This is a genomic window from Actinomadura sp. NPDC047616, from assembly GCF_040642915.1.
GTDB classification, from domain to species: Bacteria; Actinomycetota; Actinomycetes; order Streptosporangiales; family Streptosporangiaceae; genus Spirillospora; species Spirillospora miaoliensis.
In genome coordinates this window covers 400,769-425,225 of sequence record NZ_JBEYTB010000001.1, presented here as the reverse complement: position 1 = coordinate 425,225, position 24,457 = coordinate 400,769, and the positions used below count along the sequence as shown (strand labels likewise).

At 71.6% G+C, this 24,457-nt stretch carries 17 protein-coding genes and 1 riboswitch; of the genes, 9 read left to right on the top strand and 8 right to left on the bottom strand.

All coding sequences use genetic code 11. The features are described 5' to 3' along the window. The first annotated feature begins 60 nt into the window (after positions 1-60). The 3 genes from ABZ801_RS02095 (at position 61) to ABZ801_RS02085 (ending at position 2,551) form a co-directional block, all read left to right on the top strand. Positions 61-528, top strand: coding sequence for a MarR family winged helix-turn-helix transcriptional regulator (locus ABZ801_RS02095; protein ID WP_344942021.1), 468 nt, complete (start codon positions 61-63; stop codon positions 526-528). Between the two features lie 570 nt (positions 529-1,098). Beyond that, the gene (locus ABZ801_RS02090; RefSeq protein ID WP_360691577.1) at positions 1,099-1,320 is read left to right on the top strand and encodes a hypothetical protein; all 222 of its coding nucleotides are present in this window, start codon (positions 1,099-1,101) and stop codon (positions 1,318-1,320) included. A gap of 133 nt (positions 1,321-1,453) precedes the next feature. Continuing rightward, positions 1,454-2,551, top strand: a complete 1,098-nt coding sequence (locus tag ABZ801_RS02085; protein ID WP_360691575.1) for a methyltransferase — start codon at positions 1,454-1,456, stop codon at positions 2,549-2,551. Positions 2,552-2,882: 331 nt separating this feature from the next. On the opposite strand, the gene ABZ801_RS02080 is transcribed toward ABZ801_RS02085, so the two are convergent. Continuing rightward, on the bottom strand, positions 2,883-4,340 hold the full coding sequence (locus ABZ801_RS02080; RefSeq protein WP_360691572.1) for an MFS transporter: 1,458 nt from the start codon (positions 4,338-4,340) through the stop codon (positions 2,883-2,885). 147 nt (positions 4,341-4,487) lie between these two features. Between ABZ801_RS02080 and ABZ801_RS02075 the strand changes: the two genes are divergently transcribed. From ABZ801_RS02075 to ABZ801_RS02060, 4 genes are all read left to right on the top strand, one after another. Continuing rightward, the gene (locus ABZ801_RS02075; protein ID WP_360691569.1) at positions 4,488-4,814 is read left to right on the top strand and encodes a helix-turn-helix domain-containing protein; all 327 of its coding nucleotides are present in this window, start codon (positions 4,488-4,490) and stop codon (positions 4,812-4,814) included. 189 nt (positions 4,815-5,003) lie between these two features. After that, positions 5,004-5,336 (top strand): cupin domain-containing protein, encoded by a 333-nt coding sequence (locus ABZ801_RS02070; protein WP_360691566.1) that lies wholly within the window; start codon positions 5,004-5,006, stop codon positions 5,334-5,336. A 203-nt stretch (positions 5,337-5,539) separates the two neighbouring features. Further along, a riboswitch (cobalamin riboswitch) is annotated at positions 5,540-5,740 on the top strand. Between the two features lie 88 nt (positions 5,741-5,828). Beyond that, positions 5,829-8,042 (top strand): ribonucleoside-diphosphate reductase subunit alpha, encoded by a 2,214-nt coding sequence (locus tag ABZ801_RS02065; protein ID WP_360691563.1) that lies wholly within the window; start codon positions 5,829-5,831, stop codon positions 8,040-8,042. Beyond that, a complete protein-coding gene (locus ABZ801_RS02060; protein ID WP_344942006.1) occupies positions 8,039-9,037 on the top strand; it encodes a ribonucleotide-diphosphate reductase subunit beta in 999 nt (332 codons plus the stop codon). The genes ABZ801_RS02065 and ABZ801_RS02060 overlap by 4 nt, the downstream gene beginning before the upstream one ends. A 125-nt stretch (positions 9,038-9,162) precedes the next feature. Here ABZ801_RS02060 and ABZ801_RS02055 read toward each other — a convergent pair whose 3' ends face one another. From ABZ801_RS02055 to ABZ801_RS02040, 4 genes are all read right to left on the bottom strand, one after another. Then, entirely contained in the window at positions 9,163-10,962 is a 1,800-nt protein-coding gene (locus tag ABZ801_RS02055) for a hypothetical protein (RefSeq protein WP_360691559.1), read from the bottom strand. Then, a complete protein-coding gene (locus tag ABZ801_RS02050; protein WP_360691556.1) occupies positions 10,955-14,446 on the bottom strand; it encodes a hypothetical protein in 3,492 nt (1,163 codons plus the stop codon). Before ABZ801_RS02050 ends, ABZ801_RS02055 begins: the two co-directional genes overlap by 8 nt. Then, the gene (locus ABZ801_RS02045) at positions 14,443-18,123 is read right to left on the bottom strand and encodes an AAA domain-containing protein (RefSeq protein ID WP_360691553.1); all 3,681 of its coding nucleotides are present in this window, start codon (positions 18,121-18,123) and stop codon (positions 14,443-14,445) included. Before ABZ801_RS02045 ends, ABZ801_RS02050 begins: the two co-directional genes overlap by 4 nt. 133 nt (positions 18,124-18,256) lie before the next feature. Continuing rightward, positions 18,257-19,492 (bottom strand): histidine kinase, encoded by a 1,236-nt coding sequence (locus ABZ801_RS02040; protein ID WP_360691550.1) that lies wholly within the window; start codon positions 19,490-19,492, stop codon positions 18,257-18,259. A 257-nt stretch (positions 19,493-19,749) separates the two neighbouring features. Between ABZ801_RS02040 and ABZ801_RS02035 the strand changes: the two genes are divergently transcribed. Next, positions 19,750-20,661: an alpha/beta fold hydrolase gene (locus ABZ801_RS02035; protein ID WP_360691547.1), complete on the top strand. Its 912-nt coding sequence runs from the start codon at positions 19,750-19,752 to the stop codon at positions 20,659-20,661. Between the two features lie 155 nt (positions 20,662-20,816). On the opposite strand, the gene ABZ801_RS02030 is transcribed toward ABZ801_RS02035, so the two are convergent. The 3 genes from ABZ801_RS02030 to ABZ801_RS02020 all read right to left on the bottom strand — a co-directional run bounded on the left by ABZ801_RS02030 (position 20,817) and on the right by ABZ801_RS02020 (position 23,677). After that, the gene (locus ABZ801_RS02030) at positions 20,817-22,481 is read right to left on the bottom strand and encodes a ubiquinol-cytochrome c reductase cytochrome b subunit (protein WP_360691544.1); all 1,665 of its coding nucleotides are present in this window, start codon (positions 22,479-22,481) and stop codon (positions 20,817-20,819) included. A 44-nt stretch (positions 22,482-22,525) separates the two neighbouring features. After that, complete coding sequence (locus ABZ801_RS02025; RefSeq protein WP_360691541.1) at positions 22,526-23,182, bottom strand: hypothetical protein; 657 nt, start codon at positions 23,180-23,182, stop codon at positions 22,526-22,528. Positions 23,183-23,293: 111 nt separating this feature from the next. Further along, entirely contained in the window at positions 23,294-23,677 is a 384-nt protein-coding gene (locus ABZ801_RS02020; RefSeq protein ID WP_360691538.1) for a DoxX family protein, read from the bottom strand. Positions 23,678-23,969: 292 nt separating this feature from the next. Here ABZ801_RS02020 and ABZ801_RS02015 point away from each other — a divergent pair, with 292 nt between their 5' ends. Next, on the top strand, positions 23,970-24,335 hold the full coding sequence (locus tag ABZ801_RS02015) for a hypothetical protein (protein WP_360691535.1): 366 nt from the start codon (positions 23,970-23,972) through the stop codon (positions 24,333-24,335). The last annotated feature ends 122 nt before the right edge of the window (positions 24,336-24,457 follow it).

Below are 24,457 nucleotides of genomic sequence, written 5' to 3'. Positions count from 1 at the left end.
TCAACCTAACTTGAGGTTCTACGGTATTCGCATTGGTGATCCTTTAAGGGGGACCTCATTATGACGACTCAGCAGATGACCGATGCCGAACTCGCCGCACAGCCGGCCGCGTACTGGACCGGAGTGGCCTACGAGGCCCTCATCGCTTTCACGCGTGCCCGGCAGGCTGAGTTGGGCTTCACCCAGCCCCAATACTGGCTGCTGCGCAACCTGTCGAAGAACGACATCTCGCCCGACGGTCACGGCATGACCGTGCCCGAACTGCGGCAGGCGATGAGCTCCTACATCAGGCCCGAGGACGACCTCGAAGCCGAGTCGAAGGTCCTGCTGGAGCGTGGCTGGCTCACCCGCGACGACGAGGGACGACTGTGGATCACGGAGTCGGGTGAGGAGGCGCGCGTCGACTTCAAGCGGCACGCCCCGGCGATCCGCGAGCGCATTCACCAGGGAATCGATGACGCCGACTACGTCACCGCGCTCAAGGTACTCCAGCAGATGATCCGCAACGTCGGCGGCACTCTCCCCTAGCCAGTTACGATCCCACTCTTTTAAATGCACCGGGGCCGCCCCCGGCCTTTAAAAAAAGTCTTCGGTGAGCGCGGCCGCCGGAAAGCGCCACCGACGACGAAGGCGCCCTGCCAGCGGCGGCGGCCCAGGAGTCCAGGGGACGCCGAGGATGGCAGAGGGCGCGTTCGTGGCGAGGATGGCGAGTTCGTCGGTGCTGCGTGGGCGGGCGGAAGGCAGGTCGCGGTGCCGGGGCGGCCTGGGGTGGGGCCCTGGTGGGGTGGATACGAGATCCCGTCCGATTCTTTCGATCGGACGGGATTTCGTTCCGCATGGGGGAACCGGCCCGAGGCCATGAGCGCAGCTGGAGACCGCGGTTGCCTGGCTCGCGTTCTTGAGGGCGGAGGGTGTTGAGGGCGAGGCCCGATGTCACACCGGAGGACGCCGGGAGGGCTGCCTTGCCCACGTTGAGGGCTTCCTTCACGTCGCCCTCTTGGAGCAATGTGTCGGCCACGCGGGCGCGAACAATCGTCTTGTCGCGGGGAGTGCGTGTGGGGTCGGCCAGCACTGTCTGGAACAGGTGCAGTGCTTGGCGTGCGCGAACCTAGCGACGCGTTCGGCCTGCACACGGGCGGCGGCGTGGGCGGTGCCGCCCTGATCGAAGTGTCGGCCGTCGCGGCCGGGTTCGCCGCCCACGCGGGGTTGGACGCGACCGCGTCCTGCGGGACTTCTGTTCGTTCGGCCGCGCGGCATCTGGGAGGGGCTGGGCGGCGCGCGGGTCTGCGGCTGGGGGCGGCGGACGACCGGCTGTGGTGAACGAGGAACTGCCATGCGCGGCCTGGGACATGCCGCCCGGGCTCGCTCGATCGCCGGGCTGTTGGGGTGAATCGAGGGAGCTGTCGCGATTGAGGTTGTAGGTAACAGATCGCCTACCCGGTGAGCACGCGCCGTGCCGCATTTCGCCAGAATGATCTCCAACGCGGACAGCGATCGACACGGATATGACGAGGAGGCCATCCTGAACGACTCGGCATCCGATGTGGCAGGCGGCTCGCCGGAGCTGGAGCTGGCCGGACATGCGCTCGCGTACCTGCGCAGCGTCGCGGTTCACGCGGTGGCCCGGCTGCGGGTCGCCGACCATCTGGCCGGCGGGCCGCGCACTGCCGCCGAACTCGCGGAACTGACCGGCACGGACGCACCGTACCTGGAGCGGGTGCTGCACTTCATGGCCTCGCTCGGCCTGTTCGCCGTGGGGAGCGACGGCCGGTTCCGGCTGACCCCCCGCGGCGAGCCGTTGCGCTCCGACGTGCCCAACTCGATGCGCGCCTCGGTCCTGACGTTCACCGACGAGGCGTTCTGGGCGGCGTTCGGGCGGCTGGTGGACGCGGTACGCCTGGGCCGTTCGGTGTTCGCCGATGTCAACGGCGCGCCGTTCTTCGACTACCTCAATGCCGAACCCGAGGTGGGGATGCGGTTCGCCGACGGCATGTCGCGGTTCTCCCACTGGCAGGACCCGCATGTGGCCGCCGCCTACGACTTCCCCGAGAAGGCGCTGATCGTCGACGTCGGTGGCGGGCGGGGCGGCCTGCTGGCCGAGGTGCTGCGCCGCAACCCCGCCGCGACGGGCGTGCTGTTCGACCAGGAGCAGGTCCTGGCCGGGGGCCACGTACTGGACGTCGCGGAGCTGCGGGGACGCTGGCGGACCGAGACCGGGGACTTCTTCGACACGGTGACCCCCGGCGGCGACGTCTACCTGCTCAAGTACATCCTGCACGACTGGACCGACGACGAGTGCGTGCGACTGCTCAAGGTCTGCCGGGCGGCGATGGCCGCCGGAGGCCGGGTGCTGGCGATCGACGCGGTACTGCCGCCCGGCGGCACCCCGCACTTCGGCCGGACGCTGGACATGCTGATGATGACGGTGCTCAACGGCCGGGAGCGCACCCGCGCGGACTTCGAGGCGCTGTTCAACGCGGCCGGGCTGCGGCTGACCCGCGTGATCGACACGCCGACACCGTGCTCCATCGTCGAGGGGGTGGCCGCCTGAGCACCCGCTGACCGGGCCGGATTCGAGCGACGGCAACGGTGGCCGCGCTTCCATGCGTCAGAGTCTGGGACGGCGACCCCGACAGGACGGCATGGCGGTCTCGGCCGCCGGCGTGGTGGCCGACGGCCCGGCGCCGGCGGTCGGCTGCGCCGGGCACGACGACCGTCTGCCCGCCGGGCGATCCGCCTTCGGCGACGATCGTCCGGCGGGCGCGCTGGTGCTGTGGCCCGCGGCCGGAATCTCCGGCCCCGCGGCGGTCATGCGGAGGAGTGCGGTGCGGCCGGTGGCGCACCGCCGATCCCCAGGCCGAGCGCGGATGGGGTTGGTTCGATCAGCGTGCGGCGAGGTGTGCGGGGTCGGGCGTTTCGGTGATGGTCGCGGCCGGTGTGGTGGTGCGCGGCAGGGCGAGGCTCACCAGCAGGCCCAGAACCATTCCGGCCGCGGTCAGCAGGACCACGACGAACTCGCCGTGGGCGGTGGCCGAGCGTAGTGCCTCGCCGGTCTTGCCCTCGGTGCCGATGTCGGCGAGCGCGGTGAACACCGCCAGACCGATGGCGTTGCCGATGTTGAGGGCGGTGGAGGCGATGCCGTTGGCGACGCCCTGCTCGTGGGCGGCGGTGCCGGTCGCGGCGGCGATCCACATCGCCGTCCAGACGATGCCCTGGCCGACGCCGGAGACGATGAGTCCGGGCACCAGCCGTCCGTAGCCGGCAGCGGTGTCGAAGCCGATCGCCATGCCGACCGTGCCGACGACCCCGATGGCGAAGCCGATCAGCAGCGTCGTGCGCAGGCCGATCCGGGTGGTCAGCCGCTCGCCGAGTTGTGTGCCGGTGGCGATCGCCAGTGAGGGGACCAGGAAGGCCAGTCCGGTCTGCAGAGCGCTGTAGCCGTGCACGCTCTGCATGAGCACGGTCAGGAAGTAGGGCAGCACGCCGAAGGTCGCCATGTAGACGAACGTGATGATCATGCCGCCGGTCAGGCTGCGGTTGCGGAACAGCCGGAACGGCATGAGCGGATCGGCGCTGCGCCCCTCGATGGCCGCGAACGCCGCCAGCAGCACGGCGGCCAGCACGAACGCGCCGATCACCAGCGGACTCGTCCAGCCCTGCTCGGGCCCCTGGACCAGGGCGAACACCAGGAGCGTGGCACCCGCGGTGACGGTCAGCGAGCCGGGCAGGTCGAACCGCCGTCGCTGCCTGCCGGCCGGGTCGGGCGGGATCACCGCCAACGCGGCCAGCGCCACGAGAGCGGCCAGCGGCACGTTGACGTAGAAGACGGCGGGCCAGCCGAAGTGCTCGGTCAGCACACCGCCGAGCAGCGCCCCGATGGTCAGGCCGCTCGCACCCGCGCCACCCCAGACCGCCAGCGCCCGGTTGCGCTGCGGCCCCTCGGCGAACAACGTGTTGATCAGTGACAGGGTGGACGGCAGCAGCAGGGCGCCGCCGATCCCCTGCACCGCCCGCGCCACGACGATCGTGGCGGGTGACGGCGCGAGGCCGCCGGCCAGCGACGAGACGGCATAGAGGGCAAGGGCGAACACGAAGACGCGGCGGCGGCCCAGCAGGTCGGCCGCACGGCCGCCGAACAGCAGGAACCCGCCCGCGAACACCACGTAGGCGCTGACCACCAACTGCTGGGTCTGGCCGGGGAAGCCCAGCTCCGCGCCGATCTCGGGGAGCGCGACGAACACGATGTTGAGGTCCAGCGAGTAGACCATTTGCGCGAGCGCCAGCAGGGCCAGGATCCAGCCCAGTCGCCGGCCTGCGGCCGGCCTCGGAACAGCGGACATGCCAGAGGACACCCTTCGGGGTCTGGAGGGAAACGGGCCGGCGGACGAGCCCGCCGACGAGTACGACCGTACGAATACTTACGTACATTCGTATGGTGAGGCAAGAGAATCCGGGCAATTGTTCGACTATCAACGTACGATGGGACAATGAGGTACCGTCATCCGGACCGCGACCAGATCCGCATCGACGCGGTGCTGTCGGCACTGGGCCACCCGGTGCGGCTGGCCGCCGTCCGTGTGCTGGACGGCGGCGGTGAGCACAACTGCGGCAGCGTGCTGGCCGAGCTGGGCATCACGGCCAAGTCGACGATGACCCACCACTGGCGCGTGCTCCGCGAGGGCGGCGTGATCATCCAGGAGCCCTCAGGCCGGGAGAACCTGCTGACCCTGCGCCGGGAAGACCTGGACGCCCGCTATCCGGGGCTGCTGGACGCCGTCCTCGCCGGCGCCCGCACCGACGAGGACGGCTCCTGACGACCCCCCCTGCTCGACTCCGTCGTTCGTCGTCGGCCCGTCGACCCGAGTGCCCCGACGTCCCTGGGGTACCTGTGGCGGCCGTACATCTCCTAGCGCAGCCGCGTTGCAGCGCATCCCACCGAGCCGGACGCGCCGCCGGCGCCGCATCGGCGTCCGCTACTGACACGGAAACGGCAGGGCAACCTCATGCAGAAGATCTCCCTTGACGCCCGGGTGCGCGAGCACATGGAACGCGCGGCGGCGTCCCCGGCGGGCCGCAGTGCCGAGACCGTGTACGGCGGCCACGAGCACACCCTGCGTCAGACCCTCATCGCACTGCGCGCCGGCGCTTCGCTGGCCGAGCACGAGAACCCGGGTGAGGCGACGGTGCTGGTGCTGCGCGGACGGGTGCGGCTGCACAGCGGCGACACCACATGGGAGGGCATGACCGGGGACCTGCTGATCGTGCCGCCCGCCCGGCACGGCCTGGAAGCCGTCGAAGACGCCGCCGCGCTGGTGACGGTCGCCAGGGCGCGTTGACGCGCCGCGGTTCGGGCGCCCGGTGGGCCGCGCCGCGCCTGCCCGACCTGGTGACGGCCACGGGCTGCTGCCGCCGCGCCGGCCCGAGCACGAGGCTGGGCGGTCGGCGCCGCAGCGTCGCGGGTCGCGGACGTTCCGTCACGCCGTCTCTGGCGACACACCCACAACATCTAGAGGTTGCATTCACTCCTGCCACTAGATGTAGAGTTCCACGTGTTGCGGGTCCGCCCCTCACGGGGTGGCGCGAGAGGGAACCCGGTGCGAATCCGGGACTGCCCCGCAGCGGTGAAGGGGAACGAAAGCCGTCACAGAGCACTGGGCCGCACGGCCTGGGAAGCGACGGCCGGTAGGTCCGTGGTGGGTGCCCCCGAGTCCGAAGACCTGCCCGCGACCGTAAGTGGTCCACGAGCCTCAAGGGAACGCCGGTGGGCGGGCGCGTTCGTCGTGCCCTCCTTCCGGCGTGCCCGAAGGGCGTCGCCCGAGGGAGAGCAGATGACTGTTTCCGCCACCGTCGACGACCGCGAACTGGCGGTCCGGGAGGCCGCCGCGCGGGTCGGCGCCGATCCCGGCCAGTCCCGGGTCGCGGCCGCGCTGCTCGCCGAGCTGATCCGGGACGAGGCCGCCGGGGAGGGCGTCGGCACGTTCAGCTCCTCGGTGCGTCTCGCGCACGCGCAGGGCCTGCTCAACGACGCGATCGCGGCGTTCGTCGCCGCGCACGCCGCCGAGCTGGACGCGCTCGTCGACGAGACCGCCGACGACCGGTTCGAGTACTTCGGACTGAGGACGGTCTACGACCGCTACCTGCTGCGCCACCCGCACACGCGCAAGGTCATCGAACGCCCGCAGCACTTCCTGATGCGCGTGGCGTGCGGGCTGGCCGACACCGTCGCCGAGGCCGGCCGGCTGTACGGGCTGATGTCGCGGCTGGAGTACCTGCCGTCCTCGCCCACGCTGTTCAACTCCGGCGCGCGCCGGCCGCAGCTGTCGTCGTGCTTCCTGCTCGACTCCCCCCGCGACGAGCTGGAGTCGATCTACGAGCGGTACGGGCAGGTCGCGCGGCTGTCGAAGTACGCCGGCGGCATCGGGATCTCCTGGTCGCGGATCCGTTCCCGCGGGTCGCTGATCCGCGGGACCAACGGGACCTCCAACGGCATCGTCCCGTGGCTGCGGACGCTGGACGCCTCGGTCGCGGCGGTCAACCAGGGCGGCCGCCGCAAGGGCGCGGCCTGCGTGTACCTGGAGCCCTGGCACGCCGACGTCGAGGAGTTCCTGGAGCTGCGCGACAACACCGGTGAGGACCAGCGCCGCACCCACAACCTGAACCTGGCCAACTGGATCCCCGACGAGTTCATGCGGCGGGTGGAGGCCGACGCCGACTGGTCGCTGTTCGACCCCAAGGAGGTGCCCGAGCTCACCGACCTGTGGGGCGAGGACTTCGACGCCGCCTACCGCCGGGCCGAGGCCGAGGGCCGTTACGTGCGGCAGATCCCGGCGCGCCGCCTGTACGGCCGCATGATGCGCACGCTCGCCGAGACCGGCAACGGCTGGATGGTCTTCAAGGACCCGGCCAACCGGACCTGCAACCAGACGGCCGAGCCCGGCAACGTGGTGCACCTGTCGAACCTGTGCACCGAGATCCTCCAGGTGACCAGTGACACCGAGACCGCCGTCTGCAACCTGGGTTCGGTGAACCTGGCCCGCCACGTCACCCCGGACGGCTTCGACTTCGCCCGGCTGCGCGAGACCGTGCGCGTGGCCGTCCGATTCCTGGACCGGACCATCGACCGCGGTTACTACCCCACCCCGGAGGCGGCCGCGAGCAACACCAAGTGGCGTCCGGTCGGGCTGGGCGTGATGGGCCTGGCGGACGTGTTCTTCACGCTGCGGCTGCCGTTCGACTCGCCCGAGGCGCTGGAGCTGTCCACCGCCATCGCCGAGGAGATCGCGCTGGCCGCCTACAACACCTCCGCGGACCTGGCCGAGGAACTGGGCGCCCACCCGGCGTTCGACCGGACGCGCGCGGCGCGCGGCGTGCTGCACCCCGACCACTTCCCGGCCGCGCCCCGCAAGACCTCCGAATGGGACGCGCTGCGCCGGCGCGTCGCCGAAGTCGGACTGCGCAACTCGCTGCTGGTCGCGATCGCGCCGACCGCGACCATCGCGTCCATCGCCGGCTGCTACGAGTGCATCGAGCCGCAGGTCTCCAACGTGTTCAAGCGCGAAACGCTGTCCGGCGAGTTCCTGCAGATCAACCGCTACCTGGTGGCCGACCTGCGCGCCGCCGGACGGTGGACGCAGGAGACCCGGGACGCCATCAAGCGCGGCGGCGGCTCGATCCAGCACATCCCCGACCTCGACGACGAGCTCAAACGGCTCTACCGCACCGCCTGGGAACTCCCCCAGAAGGCACTGATCGACCTGGCGGCCGCGCGCATGCCCTACGTCGACCAGTCCCAGTCCCTGAACCTGTTCATGGCGACCCCCACCATCGGCAAGCTGTCCTCGATGTACGCCTACGCGTGGAAGGCCGGCCTCAAGACCACCTACTACCTGCGTTCGCGTCCGGCGACCAGCATCGCCCAGACGACGGTCGCCGCCGCCGCTCCCACCGCCATCACCCCTGACACCGCGTCTGACACCGCTTCTGACACCGAGGCGGTCGTCTGCTCCCTGGAGAACCCCGAGATCTGCGAGGCCTGCCAGTGACCCTGCTCGACCCCGGGATGGACCTGACCCTCCGTCCCATGCGCTACCCCGGCTTCTACGACCGCTACCGGGCGGCGATCCGCAACACCTGGACCGTCGAGGAGGTCGACCTCGCCTCCGACCTGCCGGACCTGGACAGACTCACCGCCGACGAGCTGCACCTGGTCAAGCGGCTCGTCGCCTTCTTCGCCACCGGCGACTCGATCGTCGCCAACAACCTGGTGCTCAACCTCTACAAGCACCTGAACGCGCCGGAGGCGCGGCTCTACCTGTCACGGCAGCTGTTCGAGGAGGCCGTCCACGTCCAGTTCTATCTGACGCTCCTGGACACCTACCTCAAGGAGGACGAGGAGCGCAGGCAGGCGTTCGCGGCCATCGAGCACATCCCCTCCATCCGGCAGAAGGGCGAGTTCTGCTTCAAGTGGATCGACTCGATCTCGCAGCTCGACGTCCTCGACACGGCCGGGCGCCGGCGCGCGTTCCTGCTGAACCTGATCTGCTTCGCCGCCTGCATCGAGGGGCTCTTCTTCTACGGCGCGTTCGCCTACGTCTACTGGCTGCGCTCCCGCGGCCTGCTCAACGGCCTGGCCAGCGGCACCAACTGGGTGTTCCGCGACGAGTCCATGCACATGGAGTTCGCGTTCTCCGTCGTCGACACGGTCCGCTCCGAAGAGCCGGAACTGTTCGACGACGAGCTCACCGCCCAGGTCACCGAGATGCTGGAGGAGGCGGTCGCGGCCGAACTGGCCTTCGCGCACGACCTGTGCGGTGACGGACTGCCCGGCATGAGCGCCACCGACATGCGCGCCTACCTCGAATACGTGGCCGACCAGCGGCTGACCCGTCTCGGCATGCCCCGCCGGTACGGCACCGCCAACCCGTTCGGCTTCATGGAACTCCAGGACGTGCAGGAGCTCTCCAACTTCTTCGAACGCCGCGTCTCGGCCTACCAGGTCGGAATCGAGGGCTCGGTCGCCTTCGACGAGGACTTCTGACCCTGCCCCCTGCCCACCGAAGCCCCCTGCCCACCGAAGGCGCCTCCTGGCCGCCCGCGGTGGGCAGGGGACCCGCCTGCTGATGCACCGGCAGTGGGCTCGGCCGAGCCGCGGCACGCCCGTGCTCAGGCGTCGTGCGCGTCCCCGAGGCCGTACTGCAGTCGCTCGAGTGCTTCCGCTGCGAATTCGGCCGGGTCCCAGCCTGCTCCGGCGCGTGCCAGGTCCCCGACGCCCGACCGGGCGATCCGGTACTGGTCGCCGTTGTGTTCCAGGAAATGCGTGGTCACGAGTGCGTCGGCGGTCGCGATCGGCTGGAGGAGCTGCTCGGGGGCGGTCTCTTCGGGGAGGCCGACGAGGTGCGCGCAGGACGCCAGTTCGACGGCGTCGAAGGGGTCGGACGGGAAGAGGGCTCCGGCGAGCCCGAGCATGGCCCGTTGGGCCGCGTCCAGCGGGGCGAGCAGCAGGGCACGCAGCCGGGCGCGGGCCTCGGGGGTGCGGATCGCCTCCAGGTCGGCGGTGGCCAGTTCGTAGGCGCCTCGGTCGCGCAGAGACCTGAGCAGGGGGGTGAGGACGGCGGGGACGGCGAGCGGGTGCCGTCCGGTCTCGTAGGTCAGCGTGTCGAGCACGACGGCGTCGGCTCCTATGCCGAGCAGGTCGAGCAGCCATGCCAGTGATTCGCGGGGACGGGCGTCGTTCAGTTCGAGCCCGCCGGCGGTGTCGGTCACGGCCTCCAGGCCGAGCTGCGGGACGAGCGCGCGCAGCAGGTTGACGCGGCGGTCAGGGATGCTGGTGGGCAGGTCGTCGTCCGTCGGGGCGAGCAGGCACAGCAGCCCCGGGATGTCGAGCACAGCCGTTCCGGCGGGGGCGGTGAGCTCCTCGGCATTGTCGGGGACGAACCAGATGATCGGCGGGGTGAGGTCGGCCGGCGGGGGCACGTCGGCGCCGGCCATCCACAGCGGGACGCCGGACTCGCGCAGCAGTGACAGGCGTGGCAGGCGGGTGTCGTCCAGCCCGTCGATGGTGGTGACGAACCCGCCGTCCCGCTCGTCGACCGCGGACCGCGGGTTCCCGCCGAGGAATCCGCTGAGCGCGGTGGCGAACGCGTCGGCGGCGGCCACGTCGGGGTGCGCGGCAAGTGCCCGGAGCCGGTCCAGGACGGCGGCGGCGCCCGGGTCACGACGGGCCCCGACGAACCTGGCGAGCTGCGGGAACGGCAGCTGCGCGCCGTCGTCGTACCAGCTCAGCGCTTCGGCGGCGGTGTGGCCGTACCAGGGCCAGCGGGGCGCGCGGCGGACGGTGCGGGGCCCGCCCGCCCCGGCGTCGTCCCGGTTGTTCTCCAGCAGCCACCGCGCGGCGGGCAACTCGCCCGCCGCCAGGCACGCCTCGACCGCCTCGGTGCGTGGATCCTGCGGGCCGAGGCGCCCCCTCAGTTCGGCGGCGAGCGCGTCCTCCGCGTCGCGGAGTCGCCGCTCCTCGGCGGCGAGGATCTGGCGTGCCTCGGCGAGGCGGTGCTCGGCGGCGGTTTCGAGGTCGGACAGGTCCGCGGGGGCGAGGCCGATGCGCTCGGCGCGTTCGCGCAGTACCGCGGCTTCGCGGGCGATGACGGCGCGGGCCGTCTTGCGGGCGTCCTCCAGGAGCCCGGGGATGTCGCGAGTCCATTCCCCCGCCAGGCTCCGCCATGGTTCCCCGGCGTCGCCGGTGCCGGGGGCGAAGAACGCGTCCACGGCGGCGAACTCGCCGTCCTCGATCAGCCGGCGTACGCCCTCGGCCTCGGTGACCGGGGCGGCGAGGCCGGCGAGGACGAACTCGGCGACGCGGCGGTCGTCGAGTGCGGCCAACGGCGTGCGCGCCAGCTCCGCCACCAGGAGCGGATGCCGCCAGCGGCCGGGCCATCGGCCGATGATCCCGGCGAGCGTCTCATCCATGTTCGGCCCCCCACCTCATCAGGTCCTCCATGTCGGTCAGGAACTCGCGCGCGAGCCGGGCCTCGGTCGCCGGGAGGTGGGCCGCGGAGTCCTCCAGGCTCGGCCATGCCCCGGCCAGCCAACGGGCGAGTTCGGTGGTTCCGCCGGGCAGAGCGGCGCCTTCGACGGTGCCGGCGCCGCCGTACTCCCGGACGATGTGCCGCACCTGGCGGACGATCGGGTCCAACCGCTGCACATAGCTGCGCAGGTGGCTTCCGTGCATCGGGGTGTGCTGCCTGGGCAGCACCTTGATGCTCGCCGCGGTGACGAAGGCCGCCATGTCATGGGTGGGCAGGGCGTCCAGCCAGTCGCGCAACGCCTCGGCGGCGCGCGCGTCCCGTTGGGCGACCGGAAGCGGCGACGCGGTCTTCGCGGCGGCGCGTTCGTCCAGGATCCGGCGCAGCCGGGCGAATTCGCCGGTCGCGTCGTCGAACAGGCTGTGGTGCGTGCGCCTGCTGACGGTGTGGTTGTAGGTGCTGCCGGCGGCGTGCTGCAGCAGCCGGTCCAGAGTGCGCCACGCCTCGGCCCGGGAGCGCTCCAGCTGTGCGCCGCCGAGGCCGGCGCGCATGACGTCGAGCGGGACGGCCTGGTAGGCGCCGGGGCGCTGGCCGTCCCCGTGCCAGTAGGCGTGGACCTGCGCGGCGAAGTCGGCCCAGACGCCCGCCCACGATGCGGCGTCGTCCTCGGTCCAGGCGGTCGACGCGGCGGCCACCAGGTCGTCGGCGACCACCTCCAGAATGCCCGGGTCCTCGACGGGGCCGAGCAGTGTTCCCGCGGCCGCCGCCGCGACGCCCACGATCCGCTCGGCGGGCCGGCGGTCGCCGACGACGAAGTCCTCGAGGACCTGGGCGAACTCCGGGGTTCCGCGTGCGGCGCCGAGCAGGGTCAGGGCGGCCGTCGGGCTGACGGACGGGTCGGCGAGCGTCCGGCGCAGCACGGCCGCCTCGACGAACGCGCCCTCCTGCCAGCGGTCACGGATCAGCCAGGCGAGCCAGCGCGTGGCGGCGGCCTCGGCCGCCCGGCCGGAGTGGTCGGCCAGGCACCGGGCGGCGACGACGCGCAGCAGGTCGCGAGGGGCGGCCGCGTCCGGCAGGTCCCCGTTGAGGGAGTCGTCGGCCGCCGGCTCCTCGGCCGGCGCGTCCTCGTCGAGAGCGTCGAGCACCTGCCAGGGGTCGGGCGTGGCCGCCAGGACGTCCCGGACGAGCTCGGCGAGCGGCGGCGCACCCGCCCGGTACCCCGCGATGATCCGCTGCGCGGCGGCGTAGGCGGTGCCCGACGGCGCCGCCGGCCCGGTCGCCGGCCGGGCGGCGGGGCGCGGTACCGGGGCGGCCCCCACCGCGGCCGCGACGGCGTCGGCGACCTCCGGCACGGTCAACCGGACGCTCAGCTCGGAGGCCGGCCGCTGCCGTCCGTACCGGCCCTCGAACGACAGGTAGTTGAAACTGCCGACGACCGCGTCGTCGTCCCAGACCAGCACCTTGGCGTGGTTGTCGCGGACGTGTCCGGTCTCCCCGGGGCCGATCAGGTGCAGCAGCCCGGGGTATTCGCCGCGGAGCGCTTCGAGTCTGGCCAGCGCCTCGTCCCGGCCACGCGCCTTCCGGCTGCCGTACACCAGCGTGGTCGCGACGCCGCGGTCCAGGCAGCCGCGCAGCGCGCTGAGGAACCGGTCGTCGATCACCTCGGCCGACGCCCCGTCGGAGGCGATCACGAGTCGGCGCGCGGCGCGGCGGAGCGCGACCCACAGCAGGTCGCGGTGGGTGGCGTCGGCGACCACACGCACGTCCGGAAGTGTCCGGGAAGAAAGGAAGGCGCGGCACTGCCGCAGGTGCGCCTGCCATCCCTCCGCCCAGATCCGTACGGACGCGGGGGCGATCGTCTGATCCTCGTCGGGAGGGTCGACGTCGGCGGTGGGCGGCTCGTCCTGTGGTTCGGGGGCGCCGGGCTCCTCACCCTGCAGACGTGCCGCGGCCACGAAGTCGGCGTGCCGGACGGTCAGCAGCTGCGCCTGGTCGTAGGAGGGCACCGAGCGGCGCGCCCAGCGCAGCAACTCCTCGATCGGAGCGCATTCCCCCGGCCCGCGAGCGCGCAGCAACACGCCCACCTCGGCGTGGGCGCCGCTGGACGAGAGCAGGTTGCGGCTGGTCACCAGCGCCGCACGGTCGTCCACCAGCAGCACCTTGGCGTGCGTGCCGACGGAGGTCTCCGGGATGACGACCCGCCGCCTGGGGCCGCCGGGGCTGTCGGCCTTCAGGTCGTACAGCGCGTTGCGCACCTTGTCGTCCTGGTCCTCGAACAGCGAATCCCGGTCGGCGCCCCACAGCAGGACGATCACGACGCCGCGCTCGGCGGCCCGGGCCAGCTCGTCCAGCACCCTGGTGACCGCGCCGTAGGTCAACCAGGGGCCCGCGATCACGAGCTGCGTGCGGGCCTGGCGGATCAGGCGGACGACCATCTCCGGATGCGCGTCGCCGGGCACCACCTCCGCGGGCAGCTCCCGGTCGACGCGCGCCCGTAGCAGTCCGGCCAGCCGGTCCGCGTCGGCCGTCAGCTCGTCGTGCCAGTTCATTCGCTGACCGGCGGGGATGTCCACGGTGCCGGTCACCCGCTGCTCCAGGCGGGTCAGCACCGACTCCGCGGACGGCGGCTCGACCAGCCGTGCCTCGGCGCGCTTGCGCAGCTCCACGAAGACCGGCTTGGTGGGGAACTCGGCGGCCAGGCGGGTGAGCCGTTCGGACGCCGGTTCGCGCAGTTCGGCCGGGTACGCCTCGTCTGTGACGGTCACGACGAGCCGTTGGGACTCCTCATCCCATACCGGGACCACCTGGAGCGGGGTCCACCGGCGGCCCGCGGACTGCTGGAGGTCGCGCGGCGGAATCCGAAACGACCGGACCCGCCGCGCCCGGCCGGTGATGGCTGCGTCGGCGCGTTCCCTTCCCGCCGCGCCGTCGGCGCGGGGCCGGCGCTGCGCGGCGTTGAGCGCGGCGAGCACGTCGGCCTCCCTCGCGTCCTGCAGCCGGATGTCGCCGTCCTCGACGGGGACGGTCATTCGCCCGTTGCCCGGCCGCATGCGCCCGGCGGCCGCACGGACGAGACCGGTCAGCTTGTCCACCATCAGCTCGAGCGTCTCCGGCGTGGCCTCGGCGCCGCGCAGCCGCTCGGGTTCGCCGGCATCCAGGCAGCGGGCGACCTCGTCCGACACGGCGACGGTTCGCCGCGCCGGGTCGATGACCAGGTGGTCATGACGCCACAGGTCGTAGATGAAGTCGTTGACCAGCCGGCGGGGGAGCCCCAGCGCCGCCGAGAGCTGGGCGACGTCGCTCTGCCCCGCGTGGACGGCGCGCAGCACCAGCTCCTCCATCGCCGACAGCGAGTCGCCGTAGCCGACCCGCACCTTGACCTCGACGACGTCGCACGGCACGTACACGGTCACGCGCGTCTCGCTCACCTGTCCTCCACCGGCTTCAGCACCTGCGCCGCGTTCATGACGGTCCCGTACTGCTGGACGCCCCGGCAGACCAGCTGCCAGAAGTCGCCGTCGTCGTCCCGGTACCGCTGGTAGTGGGCGAAGTTGCCGACGATCACCAGCAGCTTCCTGGCGCGCGAGAACATCACGTTGATCAGGTCGGGGCGGGCGAGATGGCCGTAACTGGCGGCGGCGACCGTACCGTCGCCGTGCATCTTGTCGCGGACGAGCGAGACGATGACGATGTCGGCCTCCCGCCCCTGGAACGCGTGCACGGTGTAGGCGTACGGCTCCAGGTCGCGATGCTGTTTGAGCCTGTGCAGCTGCTGGCGATAGGGCGTGAGGACGGCCACCGGCTCGGCGCTGAACCCGTCGCGGTTCGGCAGCGGTTCGGGACGCAGTTCACGGAACAACGTGCTCACGACCTCGGCCTCGCCGTCGTTGACCCAGTGCGGCCGCTCGGAGCAGTTCGGCAGGTCGGCGGTGTCGATCCAGACCAGGGAGCGTCCGCGCAGCCGCCCCGGCGCCTGGAGCGGCACCGGCCCCGGATCGCGGCCGGTCTCGAGCAGTCCTCTCGGCAGCCCGTCCGGCAGCGGTCCGCCGCCGTCGTTGTAGAAGACGCGGCTGACCACCTCGGCGATCGCCGGCCGCATGCGGAACTGCGTGGTCAGCAGCGACACCGGCCGCGGCCCGAGAGTCGGGCGCTTGCCCGTGTCGAACAGATGCCGGAACAGGTCGAAGGCGTCGACGTAGGCCTGGCGCTTGTCCGCCGGGACCGCGACCGCCGGGCTGGGGTCGCCGACGCAGGAGTCGAGGAAGCGCACCACCTCGTCCCGGCGGTGCGCCGGCAGCTGCGACTGGTCCCCGATGAGCGTCCAGCGGGTGCCCCGCACCAGCGGGATCGCCAGCTCGGTCGGCCACGCCTTGGCGGCCTCCTCCACGATCACCCAGTCGAACGCGGTCGCCCCGGCGGTGACTCCGATGTCACGGGGCGTGGCGGTGCCGCAGGTCGCGAAGACGATGTTGGCGCCGCGCTGGAGCCGGTCGGCCAGCTCCGGTTTGACCGACTCGCCGCCGTCGCCGCGCAGCAGCGCCAGCCAGTCCGACAGCACCGGCCGCAGCCGATCGTCCACCCCGCGGGCGAGCTGCCGCTCGACGTGCGCGCGGATCTGCCGTGTCTGCCGCACCACCAGGTTGTCGCGCAGCCACGGTTGGACCTCCTTGTCCGGGGTCGCGCGCTGCGACACCACCCGGAGGGCGATGGGCACGTTCTCGCCCCGGTCGGTGGGACCGTCGTCGTCCATGGCCCCGATGTCGCGCAGGATGCGGACGGCGAGGTTGTCCAGGGTGAAGTTGGACTGCGCCGACACCAGGACACGGTGGGTCGGCTCCTGCTCCAGGTACGCCGCGATGGCTCGGGACGTCACGGTCGTCTTACCGGTGCCGGGCGGGCCCTGCAGCGCGAAGAACGGGTCGAACGTGAGCATGTCGTGGACCGCGCGCGGTCCGCTGCCGATCAGATCCTTGCCGGCCGTCGGCCAGCGGTTGGGCATGCGGATCGCCTCGGGGTTGCGCAACCGGCTGGTGAGCGGGCGCAGCGCGAACAGCTCCCAGCGGGCGTCGATCTGCCGTCGCTGGACCGCCTCGGCGCCGATGTCGTCCACCGGGCGGATCCAGCCCTGCTGCGGCACCGGGGGCGCGCCGGGTTCGCGGCGGATGACGAGCCGGTCGGGCCCCTCCCTGCGGACGACGGTCGCGCGGGACTCCCGTGATCCCTCGTGCTTGCGGCCGGTCTCGCTGGTGAACAGCTCGACCTCCGAACTGCCGTCCTCGTTCTCCAGGTTGCCGAAGAAGTCGCCGAAGACCGGACGCAGGCCGGGCTGGCGTACGTACTTGGTGAACAACGCGGAACGGTGGATGCGTTCGCGGTCGCGTTCGCGGTCCCAGTAGACGAACACCTCGCCGTGGGGCCCCGCGGCGGGGTCGACCCGGTACGGGTAACAGCGCGCCTGCAGCTCGACCCCCTGGAACTCCAGCAGCCAGTCGATGGCTCGCTGGTAGTCCAGCTCCGCCTGCGACACGCTGCCGGCCGGCCGCACGCTGTCGAGCAGCGGCTTCCACGACGGCCTGTCCTTCAGTTCCTTGCGCAGCACCGCCCGGGGCAGACCGTGTTTGATCAGCTTGAACTCCGGCATCAGCCGGGGCCGGGACACCGGCAGCAGGTCGTCCAGCTTGGTGCGGACCGTGGCCAGGTCCCGGCGGGCGACGTACTTGATGACCAGCGCCTCGTCCAGCGGCGACCCGGAGGGCTGCCCGGTGGCGGGGTCCGGCTCCCGGTACGGCTCGCAGAACCAGACCACACGCTCGCCGACCAGCATCACCGTGGCACGGCGTTTGGGCTCGATCTCGCCGCCCTCGACGAACGGTTCGGCGCCGCTCGGCGAGTGCGCGATCCGGGCCCGCCGCAGGTCGGTGACGATCAGGTCGTGCAGTTCCCTGAGCCCCTCGGGCGTGCCGGTGTCGAAGGTCAGCCACCCCCAGTTGCCGAACGTGGCCTGGCTGTGCGCGGGCATGTGCACCACCAGGTAGGGACGTTCGCTGTTGACGTCGCCGTACCAGCTCAGGATGGCGTCGTGGGCGGCGCCGAGATCGTTGACGACCTCCGCGGCGGTCGGCCGTCCCGCCGGGACCGGGTCGAGCATGCGGTGCAGCAGCGCGCGCAGGGGTTCCGGTACGTCGGCGGCCCGCAGGTCCCGGCGAAGCCGATCGTTCAGCTCGTCCAGGCGTTCTCGCGTCGCCAACCTCGCGGACTCGTCCTCGGGGACGGCACGGGGCAGCAGCTCGGCCGGGAACGGTCCGACGAACCACTCCCACACGATCGCGGCCAGCGAGTACACGTCGGCCTTCGCGCTCTCCACCTGCGTGACGTCTCCCTCGGTCGCCAGCAGATGCCGCACCCTCTCGGGGGCGAGGTAGGCGAGGGGCTCCGGTCCCCGGTTCAGGACGAGCCCGGCGAGTTCGGAGCGGTCCAGGGCCGAATCCACGGAGGTGCCGCTGAGCAGGCTGGAGACGAACGAGCTGAGCTCGAACCTGGCGAGCCGCAGCGTCGGCGAGTCGCCGTCGCCGCCGTGCACCACATCGATCGTCCAGGGCGAGAGGTTGCGATGCGACAGGCCCAGGTCGTGCAGGACGGCGAGGCCGTCGGCCAGATGCGCGAACTGCCGCAGCGCCTCCACCCGGTCGGCGCGGTAGACCTCCGTCCTGCCACTGCCGGCGAGCGTGTCGTCGGCTCCCTCCGTGGCGACGAACGCGACGCCGTCGACTCCCACGCCGGTGGCCTGGATGCCGTCGGCGTCCTCGTATCCACCGGACAGCAACTGAGGAAGCGCCGGATGCCCGAGGCCCGACACCCTCGACAACGCCCGGATCTCCTGGCTCCAGAGGAGCCCACCGAGCTCGGACAAGCCGAGATAGATCTGCAGATCGACCAGCTTGGGGTCGTGCTCGTCGGTGGTGAGCAGCTGGGTCGAGAACAGGCAGCCGCGCAGCAGCTCGTCCCAGGCTTCTTCGTCGAACTCCTCGAAGGGCCCGTATCTGGCGGTCCTCGTGTCACAACACAGGTACCGCACCAGCCGCATCGCGTCGTCAACAGTTCCCACGCCGCCGCCCCTCGTCCCGGTCACCCACGTGAGATCACCTTTTTAGCGGACAAGTTCGGGAATTTTCAGCGGCCGAGTTCGGGAGAACGCCGTCACCCGTCAGAACTCCCGGCCACCGCTCCCGGTGGGGTCGTCACAGAGCGGGACCCGGATCGGTGCGGTCACGGCCGGCCTGCCGTGGGATGCGGGCGCGTACGACGAAGCCGCCGTCCGGCCGCCGGTCGGCGGTGAAGTCGCCGCCCAGGGCGTCGACCCGTTCGCGGAGCCCGGCCAGACCCCGCCCGCTTCCGCCGGGAGAGCCGGCGCTTGAGCCGGTGCCGTCGGTGCTGACCTCCACGGTGATCTCCTTTTCGCCATGGCGCACGCCGACCGCGGTGCGGCTGCCGTGGGCGTACTTGAGGGCGTTCGTCAACGCCTCCTGCACGACCCGGAAGGCCACCAGCTCGGCGCTTCCGGTGGTCTCCGCCGGCGTGCCCTCCTCGGTGAACTCCACCGGCTGCCCGGCCCGGCGCGTCTGCTCCACGAGCGCGTGCAGATCGGCGACGGACGGCATGCCGGCATCGGCGCCCTGGCCGGCGCCCTGGCCGGTGCCCTGGCCGGTGTCCTGGTGGGGGCCGGTGTCGTGGTCGGGATTGAGCAGGTCGAGCATGTGCCGCAGGTCGGTGATGGCCTGCCTGCCGGAGTCGGTGACGGCGCCGAGGGTCTCCTCCAGGCGGGCGGGCGCGGCCGTCAGGTACCGTGCCGCCTCGGCCTGCACGACCATCGCCGTCACGTGGTGGGACACCACGTCGTGCAGTTCCCGGGCGATGCGGGCGCGTTCGGCGTCGAGGGTGGCCTCGGCGATGCGGCGGCGGCGTTCGGCCTCGGCCGCCCGGCTGGAGCGCCACCAGGACCCGATCCCCCACGTCCCCGCCAGCGCCAGGTAGAACGTCACGAACCCTTCCGGTCCCTCGGTCGAGCCGAACCGGTCGAGCGTGACCGCCAGCAGCGCGTACGCCGCCGACAGCCCGACGATGACGGCCCGCCGGTGACGTTCCAGATGGGCGCCCGCGCTCAGCAACGCGATCGGCAGCGCGGTGCCCGCGACCATGTGGTAGCTGCGGAGCTCGGCGACGGTGAAGGCGAGCGACACCAGGATGAGGCAGACGGCCGGCCACCGCCGCCGCACGGCGAGCGGGAAGCACTCCAGGGCGAGCACCACGAGGGCCAGCGCGTCGAAGGGGCGCGCCGGCAGGTCGCCGACCTGCGTCTCGTAGCCGCGGAACGACGGCAGGAGCGATGTGGCGACCAGCAGCAGTGCGAGCGGAAGGTCACGTACGGTGACGTCGCTCCGCAGCCACAGTTCCCGGACCCTCCGAAGGTCGATCACTGGGAGAGGGTAGCGGCCACGGCGAAGCCCCTGCCGAATTACGGCTCGATCGGCATCCACGGAGTGCGGGCGGCGGCGACGCCACGCCGGCCCCGCCCTTGTCCCCCATGCGAGCTACCGGCGAATGTCCACCGGGCGGTGACGATTCCCGAGGCGCCGATTCCATAGCGTTTCGGCATGGCCGCGGTGCTCCGGCGCTTTCCCGAAACACCGCCGCGTGAATCATCTCGGTGTCGATTCTCCCCGTGGAGGAAATCATGCTCGGAAAGATCAAGGCGTCCGTTGTGGTCGCACTGTGCGGCACCGTGCTCGGTGCGGGACTCGTCGGCTGCGATGGCGCCTTGGCGGACTGGGACCCGTTCGCCTCCGAGACGCGGAAAGCCGAGGCCGAACCGATCTCTGGAACCAAGAAGATCGATGTGGGCGGACGGTCGGTGAACGTGTCCTGTGCGGGCGGCGCGGCGAAAGGCAGGCCGGTCATCGTCCTGATGCCCGGACTGGGGGACGGGCTGGACAAGATGGCCGCCCTCCAGAACACCCTGAGCGGGAAGAACCGGGTCTGCTCCTACGACCGGCTCGGCGAGGGGGCGAGCGACCAGCCGGACGGCCCGCAGAGTTTCGCCAGCACCGGGAAGGTCCTGACCGGGGTGCTCGACCGGGTCGCCGGTGACCGTCCGGTCGTTCTGGCCGGGCACTCGCTGGGCGGGCTGATCGCCGCCAGGTACGCCCCCGACCATCAGGACAGGGTCAAGGGGCTGGTCCTGATGGACGCCACGTCACCGACAATGGTCGGCGACGTCACGAAGGTGATCCCCGAGTCCGCCACGGGTCCGGCGGCCCAGTTGCGCGCGCAGAACATCGCGGTATTCCAGGGACAGAACCCGGAGAAGCTCGTCATCGACGACGCGCAGGTGCGTTCGGCCGGACGGATTCCGGTCGAGGTGATCCAGCATGGGAAGCCGTATCTCGCGGCCGTCCCCCAGTACGGGCCGCGCCTGGAGCAGGCGTGGTCGGCGGGCCAGCGCAAATGGCTCGCGGTGTCCAGCCGCAGCAAGCTGAGCACGGCCACGAAAAGCGAGCACTACATCTACGTCGACCAGCCCGGTGTCGCCGTCCGGGCCATTGAGCGCGTCACCTCCCAGGCCGCACGCAAGGCGAATGGTGGATGACCGGCCGATCGTCCCGCGCCGTCCCGTGACCACGGTATTGGCCGCGGTCGGCGTGACCGTGGAGACGCGGCATCCCCGCCGGGCGATGACGGCGGGGATGCCGCGTCGATTCCGTCCCTTCGAGGTGCCCGATGTGGCTGGCCGCCCCGCCGCGCCTAGCTGGACGGGGCGTTTTCTCGGTCGGTCAGGGACTTGTCGCCGTCTGGCTGCTCCACGGCGGGGGGAGTGGGCACCGTGGCGATGTCGGCGCGGAATCGGCGGTTGAGAGAGGTGCGCACGCGGGTCAGGCGGCGGCGGGCCTGCGGGCGCCTGATGTCGTCGACCGGGGGCGGCACGTCCAGCGGAACGGCGGGAGCGGGACGCGGGTCGGTGATCGCGGCGGTCTCCTCGGCGGGCAGGTGCCGGTGCACCTCCTCGAACTTCCCGTCGGGCGTCTGCCGGATGATCCCTGTCTCCAGCCCGTGCCGGACGAGCCCGAGGTCGCGCCGCTGGAGGCCGACGCAGACGCGGTAGGCGACGACGTAGCCGAGCACGGGTCCGAGGATCACCGCGCCCCGGAAGAACCACGTCGTCCAGAACAGCGGGATCTCGAATTTGTGGGCGAGGATGTCGTTGCCGCCCGCCGCCCACAGCAGACCGTAGAAGACGACGCCGGCGACGCCGACGCCGGTCCGCGCGGGGACGTCGCGGGGACGGTCCAGCAGGTGGTGGATCGCGTTGTCGCCGGTGACCCACCGTTCGATGAACGGGTAGACGGCCAGCCCGGTGAACAGCAGTCCCGGAACGACGAGCGTGGGGATGATGACGCTCAGCGGAAGCGTGTGCCCCCACGCGTTGATCTCCCACGCCGGCATGATGCGCAGGGCGCCCTCCAGCCAGCCCATGTACCAGTCCGGCTGTGAGCCGGCGCTGATCGCGCCCGGGTCGTACGGGCCGAACAGCCAGATCGGATTGATCTGGACGAACGCGGCCAGCAGCGTCGTGATGCCCAGCACCCACAGGAACAGCGCCGTCGTCTTGGCGATGAACGTCGGGAAGAACGGGTAGCCGCGGACGGTCGAGTTGGATCCGCCGCGTCCCGGGAACATCGTGTGCGTCTGCCGCCAGGTCAGCACGATGGCGTGCAGCGGGATCAGCGCGGCCAGGATCCCGGGGATCAGCAGCACGTGGATGACGTACAGCCGCGGGATGATGTCCTCCCCCGGGTACTCCCCGCCGAACAGGAACATCACCAGGTACGTCCCGACGAGCGGAATCGACGCGAGGACGCCCTCCAGGATCCGGATGCCGGTGCCCGACAGCAGGTCGTCCGGCAGCGAGTAGCCGAACAGGCCGTTCAGCATGACGAGCACGAACATCGCCACGCCGATGAGCCAGTTCAGCTCGCGCGGCTTGCGGAACGCGCCGCTGAAGAAGTTGCGCAGCAGGTGGGCGAGGATCGCCGCCATGAAGATGAGCGTCGCCCAGTGGTGGATCTGCCGCACCAGCAGCCCGCCCCGCACCTCGAAGCTGATCTTCAGGGACGACGCGTACGCCTCGCTCATCTCCACGCCGCGCAGCTTCGCGTAGGAGCCGTTGTAGACGACCTCGGTCATGCTCGGCTTGAAGAACAGCGTCAGGAACACCCCGGTCAGCAGCAGGATCACGAACGAGTACATCGCGATCTCGCCGAGCAGGAAGCTCCACTGGTCCGGGAACGCCTTGCGCAGGGCCTTGCGGGCGAAGCCGGTCGTCCCGAAACGCTCGTCCAGGGCCCGCGTCGCGGTGTCCAGTGCCCTCGGTGGCGCCTGTGCCGCGCGGGGTGCCCGTGTACCTGCCATGCTCCAGGTCCTTTCGTGCGGGTGAGATGGGGAGGTCTGACGTGTCAGGGCGATGCCGCGCGGTGCGCGCGCCGCGGGCGGCGGGGGAGCCGGCCGGTCCGGTGGAGGAGCCGGACCGGCGGCGGCATCAGGCGCAGGACGGCTCGGGCCGTGGTCTCGGGCGCGCCGTCCAGCAGCCAGGCCAGGAACACACCGAGGCCCCTGAGTCCCACCTCGCGGCGGAACTCGACGTCGAACGTGCCCCACTCGTAGGGCGTGAGGGTCTCGTGGATCAGCGGCAGGACGTGGGTCTCCTTGTGGTCGAGATGGGCGTGCACCGCGTCGCGGAGCGCCGGTGCGCGGCGGGCGAGGACGCTTCGGTCACCGCGCCGCAGCGCCGTGTCGACCGTGTCGAGCAGCGGGACGAGCCGGACGGCGCCTTCGTCCATCTCGTCCAGCACGGTGCCGTGTGCACGGCCTGCCGGGACCCTGCCGCACATCACCGTCCACAGCGCCCGCCGCTCGGCTGCGTGCTGGACGCGCCAGTGGAGGCTGAACAGAGCCCAGATGTCATGCGGCGGCGGACAGGTGCCGGTGCGGTCCCCATCAGGACCGGTCGCGGCCGCGAGGCGCTCCGTGTCGCGACGGAACGCCCAGTACGCCGCGTGGAGCATCGTCAGGTCGAACCGTTCGCGTGCGTTCCCTTCCGTGACGGCGCTCATGCCACCTCCTCGGCGCCTCGTGACGAACGGGCCGTCGACCACGAGACGGAACGAAGGGCCTGGAATGTGACATCGAACGGAGACCGGAGCCGTGTGAGCTGCCGCACACGGTCAGCCGGTGAAGGACTCCGGACCGAAGCGCCCCCACGCCACGAAGCCGGCCAGGGCGAGATAGACCAGGTTCACCACGATCGCCGTGGCCTCGTGCCGGCGCAGGTGCGTGATCATCGCGCCGACCATCAGCAACACCAGGCCGACGGCGGCCAGTGGCACCAGGACCGGCGCGATGCCGAGCGCGGCGGGCAGGACCAGGCCCGCCGCACCCAGCACCTCAACGGCACCGATGGCCTTGACGGCGCCGGCGCCGAAGTCCTCGACCCAGCCCCCGCCGGGGGCGGCGGCCAGCTTCTCCCTCGGCCTGATCAGCTTGATGACGCCGCCGGCCAGGAAGGCGACGGCCAGCAGTCCGGTGACGATCCACAGTGTGAGGTTCATGGGCTCTCCGTGCAGCGAGTGTGGGCGCCCCCGGCGTCGAAGCCCGCGGCGGCGATCGGCGTCCCCCCCCGCGAGGGGGCCGGGGCAAGCCCGTTAGCTGTCCGACGACACAGCCCTGGAAAATGTGAGGCGGCCCCGGGACTTGACGGATTGTTTACTCTTGGTGACCCAGAGTGGCCATGCGCGATTGTTAAGCCCGTGGCCTGGCAAAGCTCCTATCGCATTCGTTCCATCCCACCGGGTCCGCAGGCCGAGAACGCCCGGGACACGGCTCATCAGAAAAGGAGCTTCCATGCGCAAGGGGCACTTGATCGCAGCCGGCGCTCTGGTCGCCGCGGTAACGGGCACCACGGCCGCGGCCCAGGCCGACCAGGCGGCGCCCGCACAGCAGGCCGCCACCGCGTCGAAGGTGGCGGCCATTCCCGGCTACGAGGTCGTCCGGCTGCCCAACGCCAACGTGCCGAACTTCCAGCGCCGTGTGGCCTACTGCCCCAGCGGCAAGCAGGTCATCGGCGGCGGCGCCGAGGCGCGGGGCAACGGAGCGATCCTGGTCGGCAGCTTCCCGACCGACGGCAACAACGGCTGGATCGGCCTGGGACGCCAGATCGGGTACAACGACGTCGGCATCTCCGTCTTCGCGATCTGCGCCAGCGTGTAGTACCGCGTCAGCGCACGCGGTGACGGCGCGGAACCCCCGGCCGTGCGACCGTGTGCGCCCGCCGCGAACTCCGGCGGGGCCGACGCGCGTCAGGCGGTGTCCGACACGCTGACAGCTCGCTG

Coding starts and splice junctions, on each gene's coding strand:
- ABZ801_RS02095 (WP_344942021.1), top strand. CDS start 61: ATGACGACTCAGCAGATGACCGATGCCGAACTCGCCGCACAGCCGGCC.
- ABZ801_RS02080 (WP_360691572.1), bottom strand. CDS start 4,340: ATGTCCGCTGTTCCGAGGCCGGCCGCAGGCCGGCGACTGGGCTGGATC.
- ABZ801_RS02075 (WP_360691569.1), top strand. CDS start 4,488: ATGAGGTACCGTCATCCGGACCGCGACCAGATCCGCATCGACGCGGTG.
- ABZ801_RS02070 (WP_360691566.1), top strand. CDS start 5,004: ATGCAGAAGATCTCCCTTGACGCCCGGGTGCGCGAGCACATGGAACGC.
- ABZ801_RS02065 (WP_360691563.1), top strand. CDS start 5,829: ATGACTGTTTCCGCCACCGTCGACGACCGCGAACTGGCGGTCCGGGAG.
- ABZ801_RS02055 (WP_360691559.1), bottom strand. CDS start 10,962: ATGGATGAGACGCTCGCCGGGATCATCGGCCGATGGCCCGGCCGCTGG.
- ABZ801_RS02035 (WP_360691547.1), top strand. CDS start 19,750: ATGCTCGGAAAGATCAAGGCGTCCGTTGTGGTCGCACTGTGCGGCACC.
- ABZ801_RS02030 (WP_360691544.1), bottom strand. CDS start 22,481: ATGGCAGGTACACGGGCACCCCGCGCGGCACAGGCGCCACCGAGGGCA.
- ABZ801_RS02025 (WP_360691541.1), bottom strand. CDS start 23,182: ATGAGCGCCGTCACGGAAGGGAACGCACGCGAACGGTTCGACCTGACG.
- ABZ801_RS02020 (WP_360691538.1), bottom strand. CDS start 23,677: ATGAACCTCACACTGTGGATCGTCACCGGACTGCTGGCCGTCGCCTTC.
- ABZ801_RS02015 (WP_360691535.1), top strand. CDS start 23,970: ATGCGCAAGGGGCACTTGATCGCAGCCGGCGCTCTGGTCGCCGCGGTA.